This is a genomic window from Bacillus sp. FSL P4-0334 (assembly GCF_038004825.1).
Classification (GTDB): domain Bacteria; phylum Bacillota; class Bacilli; order Bacillales; family Bacillaceae; genus Bacillus; species Bacillus velezensis.
This window is the reverse complement of the sequence record NZ_JBBORX010000001.1, coordinates 1,708,231-1,729,948: the sequence shown is the minus strand read 5'-3', so window position 1 is coordinate 1,729,948 and position 21,718 is coordinate 1,708,231. Positions and strand designations below refer to the sequence as shown.

Sequence of the window (21,718 nt, the reverse complement as noted above, 5' to 3'; positions counted from 1 at the left end):
ACCCTTTTCATAACGTTTGTAGGCGGTGTGTGTACTCAGCAAATGTCATTCATCAACATTCCTGCCCTTCTTTTTTCACAGCAGATTAGTAACATCCGCTTAGAATGAAATGTGTTTTCCTGTTAATTCCTGATTATACAAATATCTTAACATACCTCATTTCCTCGCTCCAACGATATCACAATAAAAAAACCCTTGCTCATACAGAAATGAACAAGGGCATCTTGGTTAATCGTAAATATGGACGGTCGGTTCTTTGTCACCCGCATTGCGGACGATCAGCGCTTCCTGCCCGTCAGACGAGGTAATGTTAATTTCGACATCAACTGAGCCTTTTGAATAATAATCCATCAGCTCACCTGTTAAGTATTGGGTGAAGGCGATGACTTCGCTTTTCCCGTAAAATTGCATCGGGATTTCAATCTTCATTTTTCTCATTTCATCGTTTTCGTACATTGCCGTTCCGACGACTCCGGTGTAATTCGGGAAATAGCTGTCGATGGCGTTTTTGAAGCGTTTAAATACTTCGGAATCATCAGGGTATTTCTTTGCCGTGTCTGTATCCGCCGGATAGAAGACGTACTTTTCTTTGACATCATCCCAGTTTGAAATGGTGGATGAGCCGGCTTTGACTTCAGTTTTTGCAATGTAATTCCCCGGTACGATTGATGTTTTCGGCGCTTGTTTATAAAGGGCGACGGTAATCGGCACATTTTTCAGGTTATCCATTTTCCGAAGGCGGTTAACGACTTCCTGGGCGATTTCTTCACCGTGGCTGCGGATCGTTTTGTCACTGAGCTCCACTTCCTGCTGCGGATCACCTGTGTTTTCACGGTAATAGTATACAGAGTTGAGAGCGAGACCGATCATGATACCGCCAAGCTGGATGGAATTTTTATCTTTTCTTACTAAGTAATCCTGCTCAAGCATGGACGCTAAGTAAATCGGGCTGTTTTCATTTTTCTCTTTTGCCGATCCCGAGCTTGGCAGCACGGGATTTAAGCCGAGATTCTGGAAATTGGCGTCTGCCTTTTTCGCCTTTTTCAGATCACTGCCTTCTTTTTTGCGGTCAAGCCAGCTGAGTACCGTGTCCTCATCTAAATACTGGCCTTCCTGATACAAATAGTCATCCGTCGGGAACGTGTCTTGAGCGAGCCGCATCAGACCCGTCTCGAATTCATCGATGTCCAGCCTCGTGTTCAGCCGGTCCGCGGTCAGGCCGCGCGCTTTTCCGGCCTTAAACGGAAGCACCATTTTATAGTAGGAATCAGAGATATTATATTTCGGTATGATCGCTTTTTCAGAAGACTTTGCCGTTTTCTGCGTGATCTCTTCCTCTTTGTTCCCCCCGAAACTCGGCGAACAGGCCGACAGCATGAGTACTGCCGCCGTTGCCGTCGCCGCCAATGCCAACATCTTTTTCAATAGAAAACACTCCTCTTATTTCTTTAGCTCTCCCAATAGCTGTGCTTCATTCCATACTTCAATATTTAATTCCTGCGCTTTTGTCAGCTTGCTTCCGGCCGCTTCTCCGGCAATCAGCAAGTCTGTTTTTTTGCTGACAGATCCCGTCAGCTTTCCGCCGAGCGCTTCAATCTGCGCCTTGGCTTCATTTCTGGACAGCTCTTCAAGCTTTCCGGTTAACACGATGGTTTTGCCGGCAAAATAAGAGTCGCTGTCCTCCGCTTTTACTTTTTTCGGGCCTTTGTAGAGTGTGTTCACACCGAGTTCCTCAAGTTCATTCAATAGCTCAAGCATTTCTTCTTTGCGGAAATAGGTGATAACGGCATCGGCCATCTTTTCGCCGATTTCATCTACCGCAAGCAGCTCTTCTTCCGTAGCTTGTTTCAGATTTTCCAGGCTTTCAAAATGCATGGCGAGTGTTTTGGCCGCTTTTGAGCCGATAAAACGGATGCCGAGACCGAACAGCAGGCGTTCCAGCGAATTCTCTTTCGACTTTTGGATGGAGCTGATCAGATTGTCAGTTGATTTTTCCCCCATCCGCTCAAGCCGGATGACCTGCTCTTTCGTCAGCTTATACAAATCAGCGACATTACGGACGAGATGTTCACGGAAAAGCTGTGTGATGACACGTTCTCCGAGTCCGTCAATATTCATCGCGTTGCGTGAGACAAAGTGAATCAGGCCTTCTCTGATCTGCGCCGGACATTCCGGATTGATGCAGCGCAGCGCGACTTCTCCTTCAATGCGGACAAGTTCGCTTTCGCACTCAGGGCAGCTGGTCGGCATATTGAATTCTTTTTCTTCCCCGGTCCGCTGTTCGATTAAGACATTGACGACCTCAGGGATGATGTCGCCCGCTTTTTTGACGACCACTTTATCGAGAATGCGGATATCCTTCTCTTTAATTAAATCTTCGTTATGAAGGGATGCTCTTGAGACCGTCGTTCCCGCGACTTTTACCGGTTCCAGAACGGCGGTCGGCGTAATGACGCCCGTTCTTCCGACATTCAGTTCGATATCGAGCAGTTTTGTCACGACCTCTTCTGCCGGGAATTTATAAGCAATCGCCCAGCGCGGGCTTTTTGCCGTATACCCGAGCTCTTCCTGCTGGTCGAGCGAGTCGACTTTGATGACGATCCCGTCAATTTCATACGGGAGATCGGCCCGCTTCGCCTGCAGCTCTTCGATCATTTCAATGACTTCATCTATCGTGGCGCATTTTTTCCGTTCCTGGTTTGTTTTAAAACCGAGCTCATCCAGAAAATCCAGGCCCTGACTCTGTGTTTCCACACCCATCTCGTCAAGCTCCGCTATACTGTAGACGAAGATGTCAAGATTTCGTTTCGCTGCAATTTTCGGATCGAGCTGTCTGAGTGAGCCCGCAGCCGCGTTCCGGGGATTGGCGAACGGCTCCTCTTCATGTTTCAGCCTTTCTTCATTGAGCGCTTCAAATGACTGTTTCGGCATGTACGCCTCTCCGCGCACTTCTATGGAAAGATTCCGTTTCATTTTCAGCGGAATGTTGCGGATCGTTTTTAAGTTTTCCGTGATATCTTCGCCCGTCGTTCCGTCTCCTCTTGTCGCGCCTCTGACGAAATAGCCGTCTTCATAACGGAGAGAAACAGCAAGACCGTCTATTTTCAGCTCCACATTATAAGCGACGCCGTCACCGACAGCCTGACGGACGCGGCGGTCGAAATCGCGGAGGTCATCATCGTTAAATGCGTTGCCGAGACTGAGCATCGGCGTGCCGTGCTGCACCTTTTGAAACGATTCAAGCACCGCTCCCCCGACCCGCTGTGTGGGCGAATCAGGCGTTCTGAGTTCCGGGTGCTCTTCCTCTATGGCAATCAGCTCCTGCATCAGTCTGTCGTACTCGGAATCCGGCACGCTCGGTTCATCTAAGGTGTAATATTCATAACTGTACTGATCGATGGTGCGGCGCAATTCTTCTGCCCGGTGTTTCGCTGTTTCTTTGTCCATCATGTTCTTCCTTTCCTCTTCAGGTTACTGCTTTTCAATCGGCGCAAAAGCGGCAAGCAGACGCTTCACGCCGACTGGGCTCGGGAATGCGATATCAAGCTCGGTGCTTTCGCCTTCTCCTTTTACGCTGACAACCGTTCCGGTGCCCCATTTTTTATGGCCCGCTTTATCGCCGACCGCCCAGCTGAGCGAGTCGCCGCCTGTTTTGTTCGCATAGGAAACGGGACGGGATACGGGCCCGCGTTTTGGCTGCACTTTTCTTCCCGGCTGCATGCGAGGTGTTTTCTTCTCATTTAGGTTCTCCAATAAATCGCCAGGTATTTCCCTGATAAAGCGGGATTCCGGATTCATATTGGTGCGGCCGAATAAGGTGCGCATTTTGGCATTCGTTAAATACAGTTCTTCTTCAGCCCTCGTAATGCCTACATATGCGAGCCTGCGTTCTTCTTCCATCTCGGCTTCTTCCATCAGGGAGCGGCTGTGCGGGAACACGCCTTCTTCCATGCCCATTAAGAACACGACAGGAAATTCAAGCCCCTTAGCGGCGTGCAGTGTCATTAAAGTGACGGCATCCTTTCCGCCTGATTCCTCTTCCTTCTGGTCGAGCTGGTCAATATCCGCGATCAGCGCCAAATCAGTCAGAAACGCGACGAGAGACTTGTCTTCGCTTTTTTGTTCGAAGTTTTTCGTCACGGAAAGAAACTCGTCGATATTTTCAAGACGGCTTTGGGCTTCGATTGATTTTTCGGCCTTCAGCATTTCTCTGTATTCCGTTTTTTCGAGAATTTCTTCCGTGAGTTCCGTAATGGACAGGTAATCCTGCATGTTCGTCAGATTTTCAATCATCGCGCCAAAGCCGTCAAGCGCGTTTGCCGCTTTCGCGCTGACGCCGATGAAATCAACCTGTTTGACCGCCTGGAACATTGACATTCCGTTCATCGCCGCATATGAAGCGATTTTTTCTAGTGAAGTGGCGCCGACGCCCCGCTTCGGCACATTGACGATCCGCGTAAAACTGATGTCGTCGTCCGGGTTTGACACAAGGCGCAGGTATGCGAGAATGTCTTTAATTTCTTTCCTGTCGTAGAACTTGGTTCCGCCGACGATATTGTAATTCAGTCCGGATTTTAAAAGGGTTTCCTCAATGACGCGCGACTGGGCGTTTGTCCGGTATAAAATCGCGATATCGGAAAGCTTCCGCCGGCCCGAGCTGTGCAGCTCATAAATTTTGCCCGCGACGAATTGGCCTTCGCCGAATTCATTGTCGCCGCTGTAATAAGAAAGCTTGATGCCTTCGTCATTTTCCGTCCACAGGTTTTTCGGCTTGCGGTTTGAGTTGTTTTTGATCACTTCGTTAGCCGCTTGCAGAATACGCTTTGTTGAGCGGTAGTTTTGCTCGAGCAAAATCACGTTTGCGCTCGGATAATCTTTTTCAAAGGAAAGGATATTCGCGATATCCGCCCCGCGCCATCTGTAAATGGACTGGTCGGAGTCACCGACGACGCAGATATTTTCAAGACGGGCCGCAAGCTGCTTCACAAGCAGGTATTGCGCCCTGTTCGTATCCTGATACTCGTCTACGTGAATGTACTGGAATTTGCGCTGATAAAACTCAAGCACTTCCGGCACACGCTCGAAAAGCTTAATCGTCGTCATGATTAAATCATCAAAATCAAGCGATTGGTTTTTCAGCAGTTTTTTCTGATAATCGGTATACACGTCACTCGTGACCTGATCGTAGTAGCCGCCGGCCGATTTTGCGAATTCCTCAGGTTCGATCAGCTCGTTTTTTGCGCTGCTGATGGAGCCTAAAATACTTCTCGGATCAAACTTTTTCGGATCGATATTCCGCTCTTTCAGAATCCCTTTAATAACGGAAAGCTGATCAGCCGTATCAAGAATGGAGAAATTTCGGTTGATGCCAATTCTGTCAATATCCCTGCGCAGAATCCGCACGCACATGCTGTGGAAGGTGGAAATCCAGATTTCATCCGCGCCGGGTCCGAGAATGCTCTCCACCCGCTCCTTCATTTCTCTGGCGGCTTTATTTGTAAATGTAATCGCCAGAATGTTCCATGGCGCCACGTGTTTTTCCGCCATTAAGTATGCGATTCTGTGCGTCAGCACACGTGTTTTTCCGCTTCCCGCGCCCGCCATCAGAAGCAGCGGACCGTCCGTCGTCTTGACCGCTTCCTGCTGAACGGGATTTAATCCGCTTAATAATTGATTGCTAATGTAATTCATATCCGTTCACCGCCTATCAAACATATGTTCTATCATAAATCAATTTCGTCCGCTTGACTACTTTGTCTTTACGGCCGCCACCGTTTTAAGCGCCTGATCAAAATCTTCATATACGGCATTTCCGACAACGATGACATCGGCATGACGGCCGAACCGTTCCGCCGTTTCCGCGTCTTTAATGCCGCCTCCGTAAAACAGGACGGACTTGTCCAGCACAGCCTTCGTTTTCTCCACCGTTTCTATGTCCGCCAGCATCCCGCTGTATTCCAGATAAAAAATCGGGAGATGAAGCAAATGTTCCGCAACCCGCGCATAGGCGAGAATATCTTCTGTTTCTATATGTGTATCCGCCTCCGTCAAAGCGGCCGCCTTACAATCAGGGTTGACGATGCAGTAGCCCTCCGTCACGATTTCCTCCATTGACATGAGCTCTCCGTATTCTTTCATCGCCTGATGATGCATGCCGACAATCCAGTCCGCCTTTTTGCTGTTGAGCACACTCGGAATGAAATAAAGATCAAACCCGGGCACAATGGAATCAATCGTCGACACCTCAAGTACGCACGGCACTAAAAACCGCCGCACCTTTGACATCAGTCTCAGCACATTGTCCTCGGTGATATTGTCGCTTCCTCCGATCACAATGGCGTCAGTCCCTGATTCACAAAGCCGTTCCAGTTGTTCATCCGGTAAATCTTTATTCGGATCGAGTTTAAAAACATGCTTCCACTCGTTAACATCGTACATGCGTTTTCGTTCCTCCATTCGTTTCTTGCCATTTAAACATTATAACAAATTCGTTTGGCCCGGAAAAACGGAAAAAGACGTCATTCACCTGATTCACAAAAAAAGATTGCGCTCCGCCGGACGGGAAACGGCTATGTTTGAAAACAGACAATATGTGGAATGTCAAAGAGAAAAAAGACAAGGAGTCTGATCTCAATGGAACAAGCCATTATCGTACTGATTTGTATATTGATTTTTATTATTTTAGTTCCCGCCGCACTGTTTCTCTGGATATACATAAGAGACGAAAAGCAGGAAGAACATTCAGTGCTGCGCAATTATCCCGTAGTGGGAAAACTGCGCTATATATTTGAAAAAATCGGACCTGAGCTGCGGCAGTATTTATTCAGCAATGATAACGAAGAACAGCCGTTTTCCCGGAGAGAATATGAACAGACGGTCATGTCCGGAAAGTATAAAAGCAGAATGATGGGCTTCGGCTCAGAACGGGATTTCAATCAGCCGGGCTATTATATCCGTAACGCCCTCTTCCCGAAACAAAGGGAGGAGCTGCGCGCAGATCAGACGCCGAAGATCGACACGATGGTATACAAAATTGACAAAGACAACCTGCTGAAACGCAGCGAACACCGCGAAAAAGCAAAAGCGGACCCTTATTACCTGCATCCGGACGATGTGCAAGTGATCGGCCGCGACACATGCAAAAAGCCGTTTTATGTGAAAGGGTTAATCGGACAATCAGCGATGAGCTACGGCTCACTTGGCGACAGGGCAATCACCGCCCTGTCAAAAGGGCTGCACCAGGCCGGCGGCACATGGATGAATACAGGCGAAGGCGGCCTGTCTGAGTATCACCTGAAAGGCGGCGCGGATATTATCTGCCAAATCGGCCCCGGCCTGTTCGGCGTCCGCACCGAAGATGGAGAATTTTCGTGGGAAGAATTTAAGAAAAAAAGCCGCCTCGAGCAGATTAAAGCCTTTGAATTAAAGCTTGCGCAAGGGGCGAAAGCAAGAGGCGGGCATATTGACGGTTCAAAGGTGACCGAAGAAATTGCCGCCATCAGAAATGTGCAGCCCGGACAATCCATTGACAGCCCAAACCGCTTCAACGAGTTCTCAAATGTTCCGGACATGCTTGATTTCATTGAGAAATTAAGGACTGTCGGCGAAAAACCGGTCGGTATCAAAATTGTCCCGGGCAGCCGCAAAGACCTTGAAGACCTTATTTCCTGTATGAGTTCATCAGGCAAACTTCCCGACTTTATTACGATTGACGGCAGTGAAGGGGGAACGGGAGCTTCTTTCCATGAGCTGGCGGATTCCGTCGGCCTGCCGATTCTGACCGGCCTTCCCCTTGTTGACGGCCTTTTGAAGACATACGGGATAAGAGATAAGCTGAAAATTTTCGCATCCGGAAAGCTGCTCACTCCGGATAAGATTGCCGTTGCCCTCGCGTTAGGCGCGGATTTTGTCAATATTGCCCGGGGAATGATGTTTTCAGTCGGCTGTATCCGCGCTCAAGTATGCCACACCAATCATTGTCCTGTCGGAGTGGCGACAACCGACCCAAAACTTCAGCGCGCGCTCAGTATCGAGGATAAACAGCACCGCGTCTGCAACTACGTGCTCTCATTGCGTGAAGGGCTGTTTCACCTTGCCGCTGCGGCGGGCATCAGCTCGCCGATTCATTTTTCAGCTGAACACATCGTATACCGGGAGGAAGACGGAAGCCTGAGGGAACTTCCCGGCCTTTTGAATCAGCACGCATAAAAAAAACCGCCTGCCGTCATCGGCAGAGCGGTTTTTTACGTAGCTGAGGAGGATTCTCCTTTGTTTACGCGGTCAAGCGCCATTTCATAGGCGTCGTTACCATAATTTAAGCAGCGCTTCACCCGGGAAATCGTCGCTGTGGAAGCACCCGTTTCGCTTTCTATTTTGTGATACGTATTTCCTTCGCGGAGCATTCTTGCCACTTCCAAACGCTGCGCCAGCGATTGGATTTCATTAATCGTACAAAGATCGTCAAAGAAACGATAGCATTCCTCCAGATCTTTCAGCGATAAAATAGATAAAAATAACTGGTCCAGTTCTTTTCCGCGTAATTTATCGATTTGCATCGTCAAACACCTTCTCCTTTACTAATGGAAGCTGCATCGAGATCAGGCACGATATTAATCCATGTCTTTCCTGGCACAAACGGAAGAATCTCACCGCCTTTTACGGGCAGAATACGGCCGTCTTTATATTCCCAGTCTGACTCTATAACATCGCCGTGCTGAAGCAGGAGGCCCTTCCCCCCTGACTGAATATCGATGGCCCGCCTTCCATCTTTGTCTGTCATGCGATGGCCGGCTTCAACAATAAAAATGTTGTGCATGGCTAAAGGCTTTCCGGTCTCCCGGTCTGTCGCTTTCACACCATCAGAGCTTCTTGTATAAGCATCAGCTTTTTTATCATAATCGTATTCGACAAGATTTGTAATGTTTTGTGTTCCATAATCTATCCGAATATTGTAGGTTTCATTTCCTGGTTTTGCATCTGATGTCTGAAATGGGAGCGGTTCTGTTTTTCCGTTCAGCTTGTATCCTTTTTGCTCCGCCGCCTTCCTGATATTGTCATACGACGTGTAGGAATTGTGGGGCGGCTTGCTGAAATCGGCTCTCCAAAACAGGCTTCCGTCAAAATCCAAACCGTTTATATAATCGTAAGCTCCGGACTCCAGCTGCTTTTTTGCGCCGGGACTCCAGCCATGATGGACAAATATGCTGTTAAACCCGCTGCTGAGCGTGACAAAATATTCCCTCGCGCTCCGCACAGGCCCGACCGTTTCCGGCATCTCACTTTGAAAAATCGCGAGAAACCGCGTAATCCGGCCCTCCGCGAGCGCTTCGATGATAACATCCGCCTTTGACAGCCCGGATTGGGGCCTCGCCTTCGGATGATTGTTCACTGCGACTGCAATCGGACGGCGTTCTGCAAGCTTCTGCTCAGTTTTCAGCCCCGTTAAAGGAGCTTCCGCTTCTTTCGGCTGCACCTGATCGGCATTATTCTGCCGGCAGGCGGCAAGCAGCAAAAACGCAAAACAAAGCATACAAACGGTTTTCCATCTTTTCATATGTCGGCTCCCTGCTTTTATATTTTAACGCATTATCGATGGAAAGAGTACAGTTTTTTTCATCACGTCAAATATTCCTCTCGGCGTAATGCGGATATAAGGCAGGTGTGTGCTCTGCAAAAAGAGCAGCGTATAGATCGGATCGCAGAATCGGTAGCCCCGCTCCTCCAGCAACATCCTCAGTTTTTGCTCTTTCTCAAGCACTTCTTCATACTTCTCCGCGGATGCAGAACCGTTTAAGGCGAGGGGAATCTCATGCAGAATCTTCCCGTTTTCGGCAAGCACGATTCCGCCGCCGATTTCTTTCATCCGTGAGAAAGCGAGCAGGATATCTTCTTTATTTTTTCCGGCAGCGATAATATCTCCGGTTGTCGTGTAGGAACTGACAAAGCCCTGCACCCGATCGGCAAAACCTTTCAGCATTGTATTGACCCGCCATTTTCCATGCTTATCGAGAAGCGTGAGATAGCATTCATCATGATCAAAAGAAAGCTGGTCAACAGAATTATCAATCGCAATCATATACGGCTCCATAATGACCGCGTTGCGCATGGTCACACCCATCGGCATTGAAAACTGTAAATCATCCATCGTCATATCATATGAAAGCTCAAGAGGGACAAGACCGCCCTTTTTCCAATCCGTTTCTGTAAACGCATTCATATTTCGGCCGTCTTCCCTCAGCAGGATGCCTTTGGAGATCACCGTGACCGGGTCCGGATTCATCGGGTCATCGAGAATGTTCAATGAAGCAAGCCGTCCCGGACCGACCACACCGAGAAAGTCGTCCATCTGATAATACTTCGCGATATTAAAGGAGGCCATATTGTAGGCATCGATCGCCGGAACTCCTTCCTCCAAAGCGATTTTGATTAATTCATTCGTCATGCCGCCTTTATAAAAAAGCGGCGTCGCTCCATCCGTCGTGTAGAAGAAATGATCATAATGCCGGAAGCCTTTTTGATGGAGATCCTGCAAAATCGTTCTCAAATCAGGGCGGATGGATGAATGTCTGAGCGAAACATAGTAGCCCAATTCAAGCCGTCTCATCACCTCGCCGCCATTCATCGCCTCGTGGTCGGAATCCGCTCCGAACAGTTTCATCTTCGTCAGTGTTTTTTCAGAGGCTCCGGGAAAATGCCCTTCTATCCGCTTGCGCAGTTTCTTTGTCGCCTGCATGCAATGAAGCATCAAGTCATCGCCGTCCATGAGGCGCGGCCATCCGGTCAATTCTCCGCCTTGAATGACATCCGGGTGCTCCATCCATTGCTTGCGGACATCAAAAGAAAGAAGCTGATCCTCATTCAGCACTTCAGTCTGCAGATCATATCTGGACCACCAGAAATATTGCACCGGCTGTTTTTTCAGTTCTTCCAATATAGTAAGCGCTTTCTTTTTACCGCTATGCAAAAGAAAAAACAAGTTATCATTAACAAACGTCGTTGTTCCGAATTGAGACACATATTCGGCGAGCGTTTGGGGATTATATATTTGAAAAGGATGTGTATGCGGTTCAATGTAACCTGGCACAATGTATTTTCCTTCACAATTTATGGTATGAATGTGCTCTGCTGCATCAGGAAGCTCATCACCAACATATACAATTCGGTCTCCGTAAATCCAGACATTCTTTTTCAGCCATTGTTTTAAAAAAGGATTTAATACGAGAGCATCCCGTAAAAGTAGCGTTGGAAGCAGCTTTGAGTCTACAACATCCGCCTGTGATCTGATGTCTTTATTTTTCCAGTTAAAGGTACGTTCGGACATTCACATACTCTCCTTCGCTTATATTAGACCCATCGTATCACATCCGCACAATTATCGCACGGCTAAAACGTTACAAATTATTGAAGATGAATGAAAAACTTTTTCTAAGGGAGCTGAAATGATGAAACCGAATATCAGTTTATTAAATGCCGTTATGCGCATCACTTGCGGCCTCACCATTTTGTCTGCTGCGTCAGCGAAATACACGAGAAAACCTTGGTGCAAGATGCACCTCTTCTGTATGATGATGGGCGCGATGAAAGCGGCATCCGGCATCCTCCGCTTCTGTCCGGTGACATATATGTTCCAAACCGGAATGAATCAGGATGACAGCCATCAGCAAGAAAAATAACAAGCCGTTTCGGCTTGTTATTTAATTTCTCCTGTCCCGCGAGTCTGAGAAGAATCCGTCTATACGCCGGAGGACTTCATCGATGACTGCGTGTCACACGGCAAGCCGACAGTCTTAGTCGTCTTTTCAGAAGAAAACCCGCATCTTATATGACGCGGGGTTTTCCTCTTTATCGCTGCGATGCTTTCAGCGCACGGGCGCCGATGTCGCTTCTGTAAAACAGTCCGGGTTTTGTCAGCCCTGAAACGGCGCTGTACACTTTATCTCTCGCCGCTTCAAATGTCTCAGCAAATGCCGTGACATTGGCGACCCGGCCGCCGTTTGTAACAAATTGTCCGCCGTCTTTTTTCGTTCCGGCATGAAAAACAGCGATCCCGTCTTCAGCGGACGTCAAACTGCCGATCGGAGTGCCTTTCGCATAGCCTTCCGGATAGCCTTCAGAAGCCAGCACAACGCTGACAGCGGCCGTATCCTTCCACCTTAGGTCAACATCCTTCTCATGCAGAAGATCCAAAAGCACCTGAATGAGGTCAGATTCCATTCTCGGCACGACAACCTGTGTTTCCGGATCTCCGAAACGCGCATTGAATTCAATGACTTTTGATCCGTTTTCCGTCAGAATCAGCCCCGCGTACAGCACGCCCGTGAAGGAACGTCCCTCTTTCACCATTGCTTTTGCCGCCGGCTTCACAATCGTTTCGACTGCGCTTCTGACGATATCATCGGAAATGTGCGGCACTGGTGAGTAGGCTCCCATTCCGCCCGTATTCGGCCCTTTATCTCCATCGAAGGCGCGTTTATGATCTTGAGCGATTACCATCGGATAGACGGTCTCCCCTTTTACAAACGCCATTAAAGAAAATTCTTCGCCGGCGAGGAACTCTTCAATGACAACAGATGCGCTCGCCTCCCCGAATTTCTCATCCTCAAGAAAATCGTGCAGGCATTCAATCGCTTCTTCTTCCATCATCGCGACCGTGACACCTTTTCCGGCGGCAAGCCCGTCCGCTTTAATGACAATCGGCGCGCCTTTTTGCTGCACATATGCTTTCGCCTCTTCAAATGAAGTAAACGTCTCATACTCCGCCGTCGGAATGCCGTATTTTTTCATTAAATCCTTGGCAAACTGTTTGCTCCCTTCAATGATTGCCGCTTTTTCAGACGGTCCGAAAACAAGCAGTCCGGCTTTTTCAAACTCGTCAGCTATCCCTTCAATCAGAGGAACTTCAGGGCCGATAATCGTCAGGCCGACATGATGTTCTTTCGCAAACGCAATGAGTGCGGCATGATCGCTTTCTTCAATGTTGACCAGCGTCGCGCAGTCTGCCATACCGTCATTTCCGGGCGCGGCGTACACCGTGTCAACAAGCGGGCTTTGCGCCGCTTTCCAAGCCAATGTATGCTCTCTGCCGCCTTTTCCGATAATCAATACATTCACGCTTCGTTCCCCCTCTTAATGTTTGAAATGTCTGATGCCGGTGAATACCATGGCGATGCCGTATTCATCCGCTTTTTTAATCGAATCTTCATCACGGACCGATCCGCCTGGCTGGATAATCGCCGTGACACCGGCTTTTGCGGCTTCTTCGACTGTATCCGGCATCGGGAAAAACGCATCTGATCCGAGCGCGCTGCCTTTTGCTTTTTCTCCGGCCTGCTCAATGGCGATTTTAGCTGAACCGACGCGATTCATCTGTCCCGCTCCCACACCGACCGTCATATGGTCTTTTGCAAGAACGATCGCGTTGGATTTCACGTGTTTGACGACTTTCCAGGCCAGCTTCAAATCTTCCCATTCCTGCTCGCTCGGCTCTCTTTTTGTCGGGATGCTGATGTCGGCGTCATCAAATCCATGGACGTCTAAATCTTGAATCAAAAGGCCGCCCTGTACGGATGTCAGCTGTTTTTCTTTCTTCCCTGATGCGGACACGTCAAGCGTGAGCAGACGAAGGTTTTTCTTCGCCGTCAGTACGTTCAGCGCTTCTTCACTGAAAGAAGGGGCGATAATGATTTCTAAAAAGATGCCGTGAAGGGCTTCAGCCGTTGCCTGATCAACTTCACGGTTCAGCGCGATGATGCCGCCGAAAATGGAGGTTTTATCAGCTTCATACGCTTTATTGAATGCTTCCTCAATTGAAGCTCCCGTACCGACTCCGCACGGGTTCATATGTTTAACGGCAACAGCTGCGGGTTCTGTAAATTCCCGGACGATTTGAACGGCCGCATCCGCGTCCTTAATATTGTTGTAAGAAAGCTCTTTGCCGTGAAGCTGTTTTGCCGCCGCGATGGAACCGGAGACGGGAAGTGCGCTTTGATAGAAAACAGCCTCTTGGTGAGGGTTTTCACCATAGCGGAGCGATTGTTTTTTCTCAAATGTAACGGTGAATTGCTCAGGGTCTTTCTCACCGGTCTCGCGTGTTAAGTAATCAGCGATTAATGCGTCGTATGCCGCGGTATGGCGGAATACTTTGGCCGCAAGCTCGCGTTTTCTTTTAAGCGAAACGCCGCCGTGTTCTTTAATCTCATTGAGCACGGAGCTGTAATCGGCCGGATCTGTGATGACCGTCACATCCTGATGGTTTTTCGATGCGGCGCGCAGCATGCCGGGACCGCCGATATCAATGTTTTCTATCGCTTCATCGTATGTTACGTCTTCTTTCGAAATCGTTTCTTTAAACGGGTAAAGGTTGACGACCACAAGGTCAATGGGGGCAATGCCATGCTCATTGATCTGCGCCATATGCTCTTCATTGTCTCTTACGGCAAGCAGTCCGCCGTGAATATTAGGATGGAGCGTTTTTAACCGTCCGTCCATAATTTCAGGGAATCCGGTCACTTCTGAAATGCCGATGACATCCACACCGTTTTCCTGAAGAAGTTTTTTTGTTCCTCCGGTCGAAATGACTTCGACGCCGAGCTCTGTCAGTTCCTTTACGAAAGGTACGAGATTTGTTTTATCAGAAACACTGATTAGTGCGCGTTTGATTGTCATGCCTTTTCACCTCTGTTATTTAGTCCCAGCAGCTGTTTCACAACGCTCGGATACCATTTGTGCTCAAGCTCGTGTATTGTATGCTCTATGTCTTCAAGCGTATCGTTTTCCTGTATTTCGAATGCTTTTTGCGCGATAATCGGTCCGGTGTCCATGCCTTCGTCGACGTAATGAACGGTAATGCCCGCCACTTTCACACCGGCCCGATACGCCTGTCCGACAGCGTCAATCCCGGGGAATGCCGGAAGAAGCGAGGGATGTATATTAATAATGCGGCCCCCGTATGCTTCAAGCAGCGTACCTCCAATCAGTCTCATATAGCCGGCGAGAACGATTAATTCCGCCCCGTGCAGGCGCAGCTGTTCAATAACGGCCCGTTCAAAGGCCGCTTTGTTTTCAAAAGATGACGGTTCAAAGGCGAATGACGGAATGTGTAAAGCCTCCGCCCTTTCCACCGCCTTTGCCTGAGGCTTATCCGTCACGAGAAGCGAGAGCTCCGCATCCCACTTCTCTTCTCTCATGCGTTTGGCAATGGCCTCGAAGTTCGATCCGTTTCCTGAAGCAAATACCGCAAACTTTTTCATGAAAGAGCCGCACCGCCGAAAGAAATGCCTTCGCCCCGCTTGACCCGGCCGATCAAATAAGCCTTCTCGCCCTGAGCTTCAAGCGTGTCGATAACGTCTGTCAAGTCCTCTTCTTTAACGGCAAGGACAAAACCGATGCCCATATTAAAGACATTGAACATTTCTTCTTCTTTCAGCTTGCCGTGCTCCTGCAGAAACGGAAAAATCGGCGGGATCGGCCATGATCCGTGATCAATTTCCGCGCTCAATCCGTCCGGCAGCATCCGCGGGATGTTCTCGATGAATCCTCCGCCTGTCACATGCGCCATGCCGTCCACCTTACCGCTTTTCACCGCCTTGAGCACCGGCTTCACATATATTCTCGTCGGTTCCAGCAATTCTTCTCCGAGAGGACGCGCAAACGGTTCATAGACAGTATCCAAATCAAGTCCGCCGTCATCAAGAAGCACTTTTCTCACTAGGGAAAATCCGTTGCTGTGAAGGCCGCTTGAAGTAAGTCCGATTAAGAGATGCCCCTCTTCAATATGTTCACCGGTGACGATTTCGTCTTTTTCCGCGACGCCGACTGAAAAGCCCGCAATATCGTATTCATCAGCCGTATACAGCCCCGGCATTTCCGCCGTCTCACCGCCGATAAGCGCTGATCCTGACTGCTCGCATCCGTCCGCCACGCCCTGAACGATCTGCTCAATTTTTACCGGATCGGCCTTGCCGACCGCTAAATAATCAAGGAAAAACAGCGGCTCCGCTCCTTGGGCAAGCACATCATTTACACACATCGCGACCGCATCGACGCCGATCGTGTCATGCTTATCCATTGAAAATGCGAGTTTCAGCTTAGTACCGACACCGTCTGTTCCGGAAATTAAAACAGGCTTTTGATACGGAAGCTCTGACAGATCAAACATTCCGCCAAAGCCGCCCAGGCTTCCCATAACGCCGAGCCTTTTCGTGCGCTCCACGTGTTTTTTCATTCGTTTGACGGCTTCATATCCGGCTTCGATGTCAACTCCGGCATTTTTATAAGCATCAGACATCCCTATCACTCCTTGTCAATTCGTTTCTCCTTAAAAGGCAGAAAGAGAAAGGCAGCCTGAATTCCCGCTGCCTTTATGTCATTTTCACATTTTATTTTGTCAGCACCGCTTCTTTTACGTGAGGAAGCACTGTATCCTGATAAATTTCCGTCGGATATTTGCCCGTAAAACAAGCGAGGCATTGTCCGCAATTGGTGTCTTCAAATTTTCGGCCGACTCCTTTTAACAATCCGTCTACACTTAAGAAAGAAAGCGTGTCAGCACCGATGATCTGGCGGATTTCTTCCACGGAATGAGAAGAAGCGATCAGCTCCTCATGGGTTGATGTGTCGATGCCGTAGAAGCACGGATGAGCGATCGGCGGTGAACTAATTTTCACATGCACCTCTGTCGCACCCGCTTCTCTGAGCATCGTGACAATCCGGCGGCTTGTCGTCCCGCGCACGATGGAATCATCAACCATGACGACCCGTTTTCCTTCAACAACACCGCGGACGGCGGACAGCTTCATTCTGACACCTTGCTCACGGAGAGCCTGTGACGGCTGGATAAACGTTCTGCCGACATAACGATTTTTAATGAGACCGAGTTCGTACGGGATGCCCGTTGCCTCGGCATAGCCGATGGCTGCAGAAATACTGGAATCCGGCACGCCTGTGACGACATCCGCTTCAACCGCGGACTCCTGGGCAAGCATTTTTCCGAGGTTTTTCCGGGCGCTGTGCACGTTAATGCCGTCGATATTGCTGTCAGGTCTTGAGAAATAAATGTACTCCATGCTGCAGATGGAACGGTTGATATTCATGGAGAAACGCTCTGATTTCATGCCTTCATCATTGATGATCAGCATTTCGCCCGGCTCTACCTCGCGAAGGTATGTCGCACCGACCACATCGAATGCGCACGTTTCTGAAGCGACGACGTAAGCATCACCCATCATGCCGATTGACAGCGGTCTGAGTCCGTTCGGGTCAAGCGCTACGATCATTTCTGTTTCAGTCATGATTAAAAAGGCATAAGCGCCTTTCAGCATAGATAGTGAATTTTTGATTTGATCCTTCAGCGAAAAGTGTCCGCTGCGTTTAATCAGATGAGCCAGCACTTCCGTATCGGAGGAAGTCTGAAAGATGCTCCCTTGGTTTTCAAGCTGCTGCTTCAACTGTGTGGCGTTGACCAAGTTGCCGTTATGGGCGAGCGCGAGGCTGCCGTTGTTTTGTGAACGGAACAGGAGCGGCTGAACATTTTCATATCCGCCTCCGCCTGCCGTCGCATAACGAACGTGCCCGATCGCGCCTTTTCCCTTCACTTTGCTCAGTTCGCCGTTTTGAAAAACCTCGGTAATAAGCCCCTGTCCTTTATGCGCCGTCAGTTTTTCACCGTCAGTTGCGACAATTCCCGCGCCTTCCTGTCCTCTGTGCTGGAGGCTGTGCAGGCCGTAATATGTGATCTGCGGAGCTTCTTCATGTCCCCAGATGCCAAACACACCGCATTCTTCATTCAGGCCTTTGATTTCAGCAAGCATGGAATAGCTCCTTTCCACGCGCGCTCAAGTTCTTTCGTTTGCGCGTGAACCAATTGTTGTCCGTCCTGGTTTTGAATCGCCAGAAGTCCGTCAGCCGTTACCTCGCCGATATGAACCGCATCAGCCGCAGCCGCTTCAAACGCCGCTTGGTGTTCTTTTTTCACCGAAACGACGAAGCGGGATTGAGATTCAGAGAATAATAACGCCGCTTCCCCTTCTACAGTCACGTTGGCGCCAAGGTTTTCCGTCGTCATGACACTTTCTGCAACCGCTACGCCTAAGCCGCCTTCAGACACATCATGAGCGGATTGAACGAGGCCTTTTTTAATCGCGTCAAGCAATGCTTTTTGACGTGACAGCTCTATATCAAGGTCGATTTGCGGCGCTTTGCCGTAAATGCGGCCTTCTGTCATTTTTTGCAGTTCGCTTCCGGCAAACTCAGGTTTTGTTTCGCCGATCACGTATACAAGATCCCCCGCTTGTTTGAAATGCTGTGTCGTAATATGAGCGGTATCTTCAATTAAGCCGACCATGCCGATAACAGGCGTCGGGTAGATCGCCGTTCCGTTCGATTCATTATAAAGTGATACGTTACCGCCGATGACGGGAGTGCTGAGAACATTGCACGCCTCGCTGATGCCGTCGGCCGCTTTTTCGATCTGCCAGAAAATTTCAGGTTTTTCCGGGTTTCCGAAATTCAGATTATCCGTGACCGCAAGCGGTTCGGCGCCGGAGCATACGATGTTGCGCGCTGCTTCGGCAACTGCGATTTTCCCGCCTTCTTCTGGATCAAGATATAAATAACGGGCGTTGCAATCCGTCGTCATCGCCAGCGCTTTTTTCGTGCCGCGGATTCTGAGCACTCCCGCGTCAGAGCCCGGAGCGACCACCGTATTTGTGCGCACCATGTAGTCATATTGATCGTACACCCACTCTTTGCTGGCGATTGTCGGCTGCTGCAGCAGGGCAAAAAGCGTCTCTGTCGCATCTTTTACTTCAGGCGCGGGAACTTCCGTTTCCTGAAACTCGCGGTAGTACGCGGGTTCTGCTGACGACTTGTGGTATACAGGCGCTTCTTCCGCCAGCGCGTCGACCGGAAGCTCGCAAACAACCTCTCCGTTATGGCGGAGGCGGAGCATTTTATCATCCGTAACATGACCTACGGAAACCGCTTCAAGATCATATTTATCAAAAATATCGACAATTTCCTGTTCACGTCCGCGTTCAATGACGAGAAGCATGCGTTCCTGAGACTCGGAAAGCATCATTTCGTAAGCGGTCATACCTGTTTCCCGCTGCGGAATGAGATCAAGGTTCATTTCAATGCCTGAGCCGGCTTTGCTTGCCATTTCAGCACTCGAACTTGTCAGACCGGCCGCCCCCATATCCTGAATGCCGACTAAGGCGTCGCATTGGATGACTTCAAGGCATGCTTCCAGGAGAAGTTTTTCCATGAAAGGATCGCCGACCTGCACCGCGGAACGTTTTTCTTCAGATGAATCTGACATTTCTTCTGATGCGAAAGTAGCGCCGTGTATGCCGTCGCGGCCCGTTTTAGCGCCGACGTACATGACCGTGTTGCCGACACCTTTCGCCTGGCCTTTTTTAATATCTTTATGATCAATTAAGCCGACGCACATTGCATTGACAAGCGGATTGCCCTCATAGCTTGCGTCAAACTGCACTTCTCCGCCGACCGTCGGAATTCCGATACAGTTTCCGTATCCCGCGATTCCCGCCACTACTTCTTCAAACAAGTACTTCACACGAGGTGAAGTGAGCTCACCAAATCGAAGAGAGTTTAATACAGCTATCGGACGGGCGCCCATTGAGAAAACGTCACGGATGATGCCGCCCACTCCCGTCGCAGCACCTTGGTATGGCTCAATCGCTGACGGATGGTTATGAGATTCAATTTTGAACACGACCGCCTGATTGTCACCGATGTCAACGATTCCCGCGCCTTCTCCGGGACCCTGCAGCACGCGTTCGCCGCTTGTCGGGAATTTGCGTAAAACCGGTTTTGAGTTTTTATAGCTGCAGTGCTCTGACCACATCACGGAAAAAATCCCGATTTCAGTGTAGTTCGGCAATCTTCCGATAATAGATTCAATGAGTGCGAACTCGTCATCACTGACACCCATTTGCTGATAGAGTTTCTCTTCTTTTATTTGTTCTTTACTTGGTTCAAGCAGTAGCGACATGAGTTTCCCTCCAATTTTTCACGATAGACCGGAACAATGTAAGACCGTCTGCGCTGCCGAGCAGTTCATCGACTGCGCGCTCTGGGTGAGGCATCATGCCTAATACGTTGCCTTTCTCATTCACGACGCCGGCAATGCCGCTGACGCTTCCGTTAATATCGCCGCCGTATGTGAAGGCGATTTGATTGTTTTCTTTTAATCTTTCAAGCGTTTCGTCATCACAGTAGAAATTGCCTTCGCCGTGAGCAACCGGAATCGTAATCGATTGTCCTTTTTCATAGGAAGATGTGAATAACGTGCCGCCGTTCTGCACGATTAATTCAACCGGGCGGCAGATGAACTTTAAGTCTTTGTTGCGTCTCATCGCGCCGGGCAAAAGTCCGAGCTCCTGCAGAATCTGGAATCCGTTGCAGACGCCGAGAACCGGTTTTCCTTCGGCAGCCGCTTTTTTCACAGCCGGCATGATGTTTGCGAATCTGGCGATGGCGCCGCATCTCAAGTAATCGCCGTATGAAAACCCGCCGGGGATGAGCACGCCGTCAAATCCGTCAAGGCTTGTTTCCTCGTGCCAGACATACTCGACTTCTTCGCCGAGTTCGTCCTTTACGGCGTGGAACATATCAATATCACAGTTGGAGCCGGGTAACACAATCACCGCAAATTTCACTGTGCGACAACCTCCTCAAATTCATATCGGTAGTCTTCAATGACTGTATTGGCAAGGAGCTTTTCACACATTTCTTTCACGAGCGCGTCAAGATCGCGGTCAGATTTTTCAATCGTCAGCTCCATATATTTTCCGATGCGCACATCCTGCACTTCATTGTAGGTCATGCTGTGCAATGCATGCTGCACCGCGCTTCCTTGAGGATCGAGCACACTTTCTTTTAAGCTGACATAAACTTTCACTTTATACATTATGAAATGCCTCCCAGTCTTTTGAAAATCTCTTCATATGCGTCGGTTAAGCTTCCCAGGTTCCGTCTGAACAAATCTTTATCGAGCTTTTCGTTTGTGTCTTTGTCCCACAGACGGCACGTGTCAGGAGAAATTTCATCCGCTAAAAGCACCCGTCCCTCTGCGTCTAAGCCGAATTCCAGCTTAAAATCTATTAATCTGACGCCGCAGTCTTCAAAAATATGCTGCAGCTCTTGATTCACCTGTTTTGTAATTGATTTGATCGTTTCCACCTGCTCAGGAGCCGCCGCTTTTAAAAGCCAGATATGATCTTCTGTGATGAGCGGATCGCCGAGTGCGTCATCTTTATAGTAAAATTCGATAATCGGCTGCGGAAGCTCAGTTCCTTCCGGGATGCCGAGACGTTTCGACATGCTTCCGGCGGCAACGTTTCTGACCACGACTTCAAGGGGAATGATGCTCACTTTTTTGATAAGCTGCTCTGATTCTGAAACACGCTCCACAAAGTGGTTGTCAATTCCTTTGGCGTGCAGATGTTTGAAAATCAGGCTTGAAATTTCATTGTTCAGACGGCCCTTTCCGCTGATCTCCGCTTTTTTCTCACCGTTAAAGGCTGTTGCGGAATCCTTGTAGACCACGCGGAGAATCTGTTCGTCTTCAGTTTGATAAATCCGTTTCGCTTTTCCTTCATAAAGAAGATTATTGTTCACAATATTCACGGAAGGCCTCCTAACCCGAATGTTGGGAATATTCAATCTATGGCGGCTGAAGAAGCCGCCTCCGGCTGGC

18 protein-coding genes are annotated in these 21,718 nt (G+C 49.2%); 2 read left to right on the top strand and 16 right to left on the bottom strand.

Annotated elements, in window-relative coordinates:
* Positions 1-228: 228 nt before the first annotated feature.
* Genes NSQ37_RS08925 through NSQ37_RS08910 form a run of 4 tightly spaced genes read right to left on the bottom strand, consistent with a single transcriptional unit; the run spans position 229 to position 6,438 of the window.
* Positions 229-1,425 (bottom strand): CamS family sex pheromone protein, encoded by a 1,197-nt coding sequence (locus NSQ37_RS08925; protein WP_015416980.1) that lies wholly within the window; start codon positions 1,423-1,425, stop codon positions 229-231.
* Between the two features lie 15 nt (positions 1,426-1,440).
* The gene (ligA, locus tag NSQ37_RS08920) at positions 1,441-3,447 is read right to left on the bottom strand and encodes an NAD-dependent DNA ligase LigA (protein ID WP_017419034.1); all 2,007 of its coding nucleotides are present in this window, start codon (positions 3,445-3,447) and stop codon (positions 1,441-1,443) included.
* A gap of 24 nt (positions 3,448-3,471) precedes the next feature.
* Positions 3,472-5,691 (bottom strand): DNA helicase PcrA, encoded by a 2,220-nt coding sequence (pcrA, locus tag NSQ37_RS08915; RefSeq protein WP_059366739.1) that lies wholly within the window; start codon positions 5,689-5,691, stop codon positions 3,472-3,474.
* Positions 5,692-5,748: 57 nt separating this feature from the next.
* Positions 5,749-6,438: a heptaprenylglyceryl phosphate synthase gene (locus NSQ37_RS08910; protein WP_003155740.1), complete on the bottom strand. Its 690-nt coding sequence runs from the start codon at positions 6,436-6,438 to the stop codon at positions 5,749-5,751.
* 195 nt (positions 6,439-6,633) lie between these two features.
* On the opposite strand from NSQ37_RS08910, the gene NSQ37_RS08905 reads away from it, so the two are divergent.
* The gene (locus tag NSQ37_RS08905; protein WP_341123591.1) at positions 6,634-8,208 is read left to right on the top strand and encodes an FMN-binding glutamate synthase family protein; all 1,575 of its coding nucleotides are present in this window, start codon (positions 6,634-6,636) and stop codon (positions 8,206-8,208) included.
* Positions 8,209-8,243: 35 nt separating this feature from the next.
* Here NSQ37_RS08905 and NSQ37_RS08900 read toward each other — a convergent pair whose 3' ends face one another.
* The 3 genes from NSQ37_RS08900 to NSQ37_RS08890 are packed head-to-tail and all read right to left on the bottom strand — an operon-like array spanning position 8,244 to position 11,320.
* Positions 8,244-8,555: a YerC/YecD family TrpR-related protein gene (locus tag NSQ37_RS08900; RefSeq protein ID WP_003155745.1), complete on the bottom strand. Its 312-nt coding sequence runs from the start codon at positions 8,553-8,555 to the stop codon at positions 8,244-8,246.
* Between the two features lie 2 nt (positions 8,556-8,557).
* Positions 8,558-9,553 (bottom strand): DUF3048 domain-containing protein, encoded by a 996-nt coding sequence (locus tag NSQ37_RS08895; RefSeq protein WP_326143119.1) that lies wholly within the window; start codon positions 9,551-9,553, stop codon positions 8,558-8,560.
* Between the two features lie 24 nt (positions 9,554-9,577).
* A complete protein-coding gene (locus NSQ37_RS08890) occupies positions 9,578-11,320 on the bottom strand; it encodes an adenine deaminase (RefSeq protein WP_059366742.1) in 1,743 nt (580 codons plus the stop codon).
* A gap of 121 nt (positions 11,321-11,441) precedes the next feature.
* Here NSQ37_RS08890 and NSQ37_RS08885 point away from each other — a divergent pair, with 121 nt between their 5' ends.
* A complete protein-coding gene (locus tag NSQ37_RS08885; protein WP_017419030.1) occupies positions 11,442-11,672 on the top strand; it encodes a YgaP family membrane protein in 231 nt (76 codons plus the stop codon).
* 169 nt (positions 11,673-11,841) lie between these two features.
* Here NSQ37_RS08885 and purD read toward each other — a convergent pair whose 3' ends face one another.
* From purD to purC, 9 genes are all read right to left on the bottom strand, one after another.
* On the bottom strand, positions 11,842-13,110 hold the full coding sequence (gene purD / locus NSQ37_RS08875; protein WP_326365028.1) for a phosphoribosylamine--glycine ligase: 1,269 nt from the start codon (positions 13,108-13,110) through the stop codon (positions 11,842-11,844).
* Between the two features lie 15 nt (positions 13,111-13,125).
* The gene (gene purH, locus NSQ37_RS08870; RefSeq protein WP_025284372.1) at positions 13,126-14,664 is read right to left on the bottom strand and encodes a bifunctional phosphoribosylaminoimidazolecarboxamide formyltransferase/IMP cyclohydrolase; all 1,539 of its coding nucleotides are present in this window, start codon (positions 14,662-14,664) and stop codon (positions 13,126-13,128) included.
* Positions 14,661-15,248: a phosphoribosylglycinamide formyltransferase gene (purN, locus tag NSQ37_RS08865; RefSeq protein WP_059366746.1), complete on the bottom strand. Its 588-nt coding sequence runs from the start codon at positions 15,246-15,248 to the stop codon at positions 14,661-14,663. Before purN ends, purH begins: the two co-directional genes overlap by 4 nt.
* Complete coding sequence (gene purM / locus NSQ37_RS08860; protein ID WP_015239317.1) at positions 15,245-16,285, bottom strand: phosphoribosylformylglycinamidine cyclo-ligase; 1,041 nt, start codon at positions 16,283-16,285, stop codon at positions 15,245-15,247. Before purM ends, purN begins: the two co-directional genes overlap by 4 nt.
* A 91-nt stretch (positions 16,286-16,376) precedes the next feature.
* Entirely contained in the window at positions 16,377-17,807 is a 1,431-nt protein-coding gene (purF, locus tag NSQ37_RS08855) for an amidophosphoribosyltransferase (protein WP_007609856.1), read from the bottom strand.
* The gene (gene purL, locus NSQ37_RS08850; protein ID WP_326221396.1) at positions 17,783-20,011 is read right to left on the bottom strand and encodes a phosphoribosylformylglycinamidine synthase subunit PurL; all 2,229 of its coding nucleotides are present in this window, start codon (positions 20,009-20,011) and stop codon (positions 17,783-17,785) included. Before purL ends, purF begins: the two co-directional genes overlap by 25 nt.
* Positions 19,995-20,678 (bottom strand): phosphoribosylformylglycinamidine synthase subunit PurQ, encoded by a 684-nt coding sequence (purQ, locus tag NSQ37_RS08845; protein ID WP_007408898.1) that lies wholly within the window; start codon positions 20,676-20,678, stop codon positions 19,995-19,997. Before purQ ends, purL begins: the two co-directional genes overlap by 17 nt.
* Positions 20,675-20,929, bottom strand: coding sequence for a phosphoribosylformylglycinamidine synthase subunit PurS (gene purS / locus NSQ37_RS08840; RefSeq protein WP_326221398.1), 255 nt, complete (start codon positions 20,927-20,929; stop codon positions 20,675-20,677). The genes purQ and purS overlap by 4 nt, the downstream gene beginning before the upstream one ends.
* Positions 20,929-21,648, bottom strand: coding sequence for a phosphoribosylaminoimidazolesuccinocarboxamide synthase (purC, locus tag NSQ37_RS08835; protein ID WP_053104705.1), 720 nt, complete (start codon positions 21,646-21,648; stop codon positions 20,929-20,931). The genes purS and purC overlap by 1 nt, the downstream gene beginning before the upstream one ends.
* Positions 21,649-21,718: the final 70 nt, after the last annotated feature.